The sequence below is a fragment of the Bacillus sp. AP50 genome, from assembly GCF_040492675.1.
Classification (GTDB): domain Bacteria; phylum Bacillota; class Bacilli; order Bacillales; family Bacillaceae_G; genus Bacillus_A; species Bacillus_A cereus.
In genome coordinates, this window is the sequence record NZ_JBEUTW010000537.1 from 1 (window position 1) to 4,905 (window position 4,905).

The window sequence follows — 4,905 nt, forward strand, 5'->3', positions numbered from 1 at the left end:
TAATATATGTATCTCCATATGTAAAATAGTAGTAAATATATTTCTATAGTGAAATATGATTAGCAATGATAAATACATATGTTTGTATTAAATCATACAAACTATAATAGAAATGGAGGACTAAAAATGGGATGGATTATCACATTAATAGTTGGTGCTATTATAGGTGCAATTGCTAGTTCTATAACAGGTAAAAATTTCCCAGGTGGTATGTTCGGAAATATTATCGCAGGTTTATTAGGTGCTTCGTTAGGTGGTAGATTATTTGGATCCTTTGGGCCATCATTTGGTGGGATTCATGTAGTGCCAGCATTATTAGGTGCAATCGTGTTAATTTTTATTGTATCATTTGTAGTGAAAGCTGCAAAGAAATAGATATATAGATTATGATGAAGAGCCCTGAATAAGGGCTTTTCATCATTCGAAGAGGTGGTTTCATTGGAGAAAATAAATATAAGAAAAAGAGATAAGTTAAGAAAGTTTTTTAGAGAACAAAATTATTTGGCGGTATTACTTGGATTTGCGTTATTGTTCATTAATATTTTATTGCTAACAAAAATATCATTTGTTTTTACACCGTTTATCGTATTTTTAAAAACAATTTTCTTCCCAGTACTATTAGCAGGCGTACTATTCTATATTTTACATCCATTCGTTTCGCTTTTAGAAAAGAAAGGTGTTTCAAGAATCGTATCGATAGCTTCTATATATTTAATCGTACTAGGATTATTTGTATTTTTAGTTGTAACGGTTATCCCTATTATTAAAGATCAAATTGATGCATTAATTGATAACTTACCGTATTTTGGCCATGAGATTGAACAAGCAGCACGTAGATTCGGGGAAAGTAATTTACTCGGTAAAATTCAGGAGAATTTAAATATTAATGTTGCGAATATGGTAAAAGACTATACAGTTGATTTTACAAAGTCATTATCATCAGTAACTGGGAATGTAACTGGATTTTTGAGTACTATTACAGAGGTTGTTTTAACATTTGTAATGGTTCCATTTATATTGTTCTATCTTTTAAAAGATGGCGAACAATTGCCGAATCACTTCTTAAAGTTCATTTCAGAGCAAAGACAACCAGCAGCAATGAGAATACTAGATGATATGCATTATGCAATTAGCTCATATATTAGAGGGCAAATTATCGTTAGCTTGTTTATCGGTATTATGCTATTAATTGGTTACCTTATTATCGGTATTAAATATGCGGTACTACTTGCAATTTTAGCGATGATTGTAAATATCGTTCCGTACGTAGGGCCAATCATCGCGATTACACCAGCGTTAATTATCGCATTTATCGACTCGCCAGCAATGGTGTTAAAAGTAATTATCGTTATGATGGTTGTACAATTAGCAGAAGGTAAATTTATTTCTCCGCAAGTTATGGGGAAAAAGTTAGACATTCATCCGATTACTATCATCTTTATCATTTTAACTGCCGGAAACTTATTCGGGATTATGGGCATTATTTTAGCCATTCCAGGATATGCGATATTGAAAGTATTAGTTACGCACGGTTATAGATTTGTTAAGTTGAATACGTGAAAAAAGCGCTAAAACAGTATTATCTGTTTTAGCGCTTTTTTATTAACAATTCATTTGCATATTGGCGTGCCCATTGATCCGCCTCTAATATAGCATCTAGTGAAGGATCTTTTACGTTATGATGAGCTTCAACTGTTTTGTAAATTGTTTTTTCAATATCGAAAAAGGCAATTTCATTTTTTAAGAATAGTGCATTCGCAATTTCATTTGCTGCATTTAATACAGCGGGAGTAGTACCACCGATTTTGCCACATTCATATGCGTATTGTAGACAAGGGAACTTCTCTAAATTTGGTTTTTCAAAATGTAAACTACCGATTTCTAATAAATTTAGTTTTTCATAGGAAGAAGGTAGCCGAGTAGGATAGTGAAACGCATATTGAATCGGCATTCTCATATCAGGAGCACCGAGCTGTGCCATAACTGATCCATCAATAAATTCTACTAAAGAATGAATGATACTTTCTTTATGAATCATTACATCAATTTTTTCATATGGAATATCAAATAGCCATCTCGCTTCCATTACTTCGAACCCTTTATTCATTAATGTGGCAGAATCAATCGTTAGTTTTGCGCCCATTAACCAGTTTGGGTGCTTTAAAGCATCTTTTGCTTGTAATGTTTGCATTTCATCACGTGTTTTATCACGGAATGCACCGCCAGAAGCTGTAACGATTAATTTCTCAATTTCTTTATTATTTTCTCCGTTTAAACATTGGAAAATAGCTGAATGTTCGCTATCTACTGGAATTAAGCGACATCCGTTTTGTTTCGCTAGTTCAGTTACGATATGTCCAGCTGCAACTAACGTTTCTTTATTAGCGATGGCAATATCTTTCTTCGCCTTTAATGCTTCAATCGTTGGAAGTAGTCCGGAAACTCCGACAACAGAACTTAATACAAGATTTGAATCAGGGTGAGTAGCTACCGCAATTAAACCATCAGTTCCGTATGTGATTTTTGTATTCGCTGAAATACGCGTACGAAGCGTGTCCGCTAAGTCTTTTGTCGCAACGCTTACAATACGAGGTTGAAACGTTTTGATTTGTTGCTCAAGAAGATCAATATTATAATTTGCGGTTAAACCAACGATTTTAAAATGTTCAGGGTGAGCTGAAACTACATCTAATGCAGATGTGCCGATAGATCCTGTGGAACCTAAAATGGATATATATTTTACCATGAAAAAACCTCCAAAGTTGTTTCGAATATTTCTGCAAACCTATATAACATTAGACAATAGAAGTGGAAATTCCTGCTATATAAAATAGAAAATTCGGGTTTGTTTGGAAGCGAAATGTGATAAACTGTAAAAAATAATGAAAAAGCAATGAAAGAGAAGAGTACATATTCGAAACTTTTCAGAGAGCTGATATGTGGTGAGAATCAGTAAGGGATGAATATGGAATGGGCTCTGGAGCTTCTAACTGAAATGAGTAGGTAAAGACGGTTACTTCACGTTATTGAAGTATGAAGTGAGCTAATGATAGCTAATTAAGGTGGTACCGCGGGAGTCTCTCGTCCTTTTTTAAGGATGAGGGGCTCTTTTTATTTTGAGAAAGGAGGAGTTAGGATGGATGAAAAAATAATGTTAACAGGAATTAAGCCGACAGGTTATCCGCATTTAGGAAATTATATTGGCGCGATTAAACCTGCATTACAAATGTCAAAGAATAATGAAGGAAAAGCATTGTACTTTATAGCTGATTATCATGCATTAAATGCTGTTCATGATCCAGAGAAGTTCAGCAGTTATACGAAAGAGGTAGCAGCTACTTGGTTATCACTTGGACTTGGAGAAGATGTTATTTTTTATCGACAAACAGAAGTGCCGGAGATTCTAGAATTAGCTTGGATTTTAGCTTGCCTAACTCCGAAAGGTCTTATGAACCGTGCTCATGCGTATAAAGCGAAGGTGGAGCAAAATAAAGAAGCAGGGTTAGAGGTCGATGCGGGAGTGAATATGGGGTTATACACGTACCCGATTTTAATGGCAGCTGACATATTATTATTTCAAGCTACTCATGTACCAGTTGGAAAAGACCAAATTCAGCATATTGAAATTGCGCGTGATATTGCGACTTATTTTAATCATACATTTGGCACGACATTTACACTTCCAGAGCATGTCATACAAGAAGAAGGAGCTATTTTACCTGGTCTTGATGGAAGGAAGATGAGTAAAAGTTACGGAAATGTGATCCCATTATTTGCAGAGCAAGAAAAACTACGAAAGTTAATATTTAAAATCAAAACAGATTCTTCACTTCCAAATGAACCGAAAGAACTAGAAACCTTATTTACAATTTATAAAGAATTTGCGACAGAAGACGAAATACAGTCATTACGTGAAAAATATGAGACTGGAATCGGATGGGGCGATGTAAAAAAAGAGCTATTCCGTGTTGTAGACCGTGAGTTAGCTGGGCCTCGTGAGAAATACACTATGTATATGAATGAACCGAATTTATTATATGAAGCGTTGGAAAACGGTGCTGAGAAGGCACGCGCTATTGCGAAAATAAATTTAGCAGAAATTAAAAAACGGATTGGATTTGAGAGGGAACGTTAAGCGTTCCCTTATTTTTTTAGATAATCTGTAATAATCCTCTCAATAACAGGGGGAAGATTATTAGGTAATTCATCAAGTGAAAAGAAGCGTAGTTCTTTTGATTCACTTTGATCGCATACAAGTTCACCATAAAATTCTCGGCAAATATAAACAACGAGTACACCGTGTACTTGATCGCCGTTTGGATAGATTTGAAAGAAATCAGGCCCTGAGTATGTACGGAATAGTTCTGGATTTTTAATGATAAGTCCAGTTTCTTCATATACTTCTCGTTTTAAAGCTTCTTCTAACGTTTCGTTATATTCTAATGCGCCTCCAATAATGCCCCAGCGTTTAAAATCTGTACGGAGCTGCAGCAATACTTCATCTTTTTCATTTAATATAATGGCGTGTGATCCTATTAAAATAAGTGGATGATTTCCTACTAGATTTCTCATATCTTCAATATAACCCATGTCATTGCTCCTTGTATTTAATAATAGTTAGGAAGTTCTTTTAACATTCTTTCTGTTTTACGTGCTGTAAAGGCTAAGTTATGGTCATCTTTCGTTTTGAAAAATAATGTGCGTAAAAAGGTTTTAATATTGGCACATAAAATACAATACTCATTAAGCGAAAGGCGTTTTCTAATTTGAGGAAGCCTTTTTATTTTTTTATGAATAATAGAAATTAACTCGTTTTGAGGAAAATCATGATACAGCATTGCTAGTAATGGAGTAACAATGCGTTCATCTTCGTTATTATGAAAAAGGTCAGATGGAATAAAGATT

General features: G+C 34.4%; 6 protein-coding genes and 1 other annotated feature. Of the genes, 3 read left to right on the forward strand and 3 right to left on the reverse strand.

Features of this window, described 5'->3' with window-relative positions:
* Positions 1–126: 126 nt before the first annotated feature.
* Entirely contained in the window at positions 127–375 is a 249-nt protein-coding gene (locus ABWK52_RS26165) for a GlsB/YeaQ/YmgE family stress response membrane protein (RefSeq protein WP_000539730.1), read from the forward strand.
* A 63-nt stretch (positions 376–438) separates the two neighbouring features.
* A complete protein-coding gene (locus ABWK52_RS26170; RefSeq protein ID WP_000411480.1) occupies positions 439–1,560 on the forward strand; it encodes an AI-2E family transporter in 1,122 nt (373 codons plus the stop codon).
* 28 nt (positions 1,561–1,588) lie between these two features.
* On the opposite strand, the gene ABWK52_RS26175 is transcribed toward ABWK52_RS26170, so the two are convergent.
* Positions 1,589–2,746 carry a 1-deoxy-D-xylulose-5-phosphate reductoisomerase gene (locus ABWK52_RS26175; RefSeq protein ID WP_098022842.1) on the reverse strand — a complete coding sequence of 386 codons (1,158 nt, stop codon included), beginning with the start codon at positions 2,744–2,746 and terminating at the stop codon, positions 1,589–1,591.
* Between the two features lie 138 nt (positions 2,747–2,884).
* Positions 2,885–3,092, forward strand: a binding site (T-box leader).
* 44 nt (positions 3,093–3,136) lie between these two features.
* On the opposite strand from ABWK52_RS26175, the gene ABWK52_RS26180 reads away from it, so the two are divergent.
* Positions 3,137–4,135: a tryptophan--tRNA ligase gene (locus ABWK52_RS26180; RefSeq protein WP_097796212.1), complete on the forward strand. Its 999-nt coding sequence runs from the start codon at positions 3,137–3,139 to the stop codon at positions 4,133–4,135.
* Positions 4,136–4,143: 8 nt separating this feature from the next.
* On the opposite strand, the gene ABWK52_RS26185 is transcribed toward ABWK52_RS26180, so the two are convergent.
* Together ABWK52_RS26185 and ABWK52_RS26190 are read right to left on the reverse strand one after the other, a co-directional pair.
* A complete protein-coding gene (locus tag ABWK52_RS26185; RefSeq protein ID WP_097796213.1) occupies positions 4,144–4,590 on the reverse strand; it encodes an NUDIX hydrolase in 447 nt (148 codons plus the stop codon).
* A 17-nt stretch (positions 4,591–4,607) separates the two neighbouring features.
* Positions 4,608–4,905: DUF2785 domain-containing protein (locus tag ABWK52_RS26190; RefSeq protein ID WP_353772235.1), on the reverse strand; the 298-nt coding region annotated here is incomplete at its 5' end.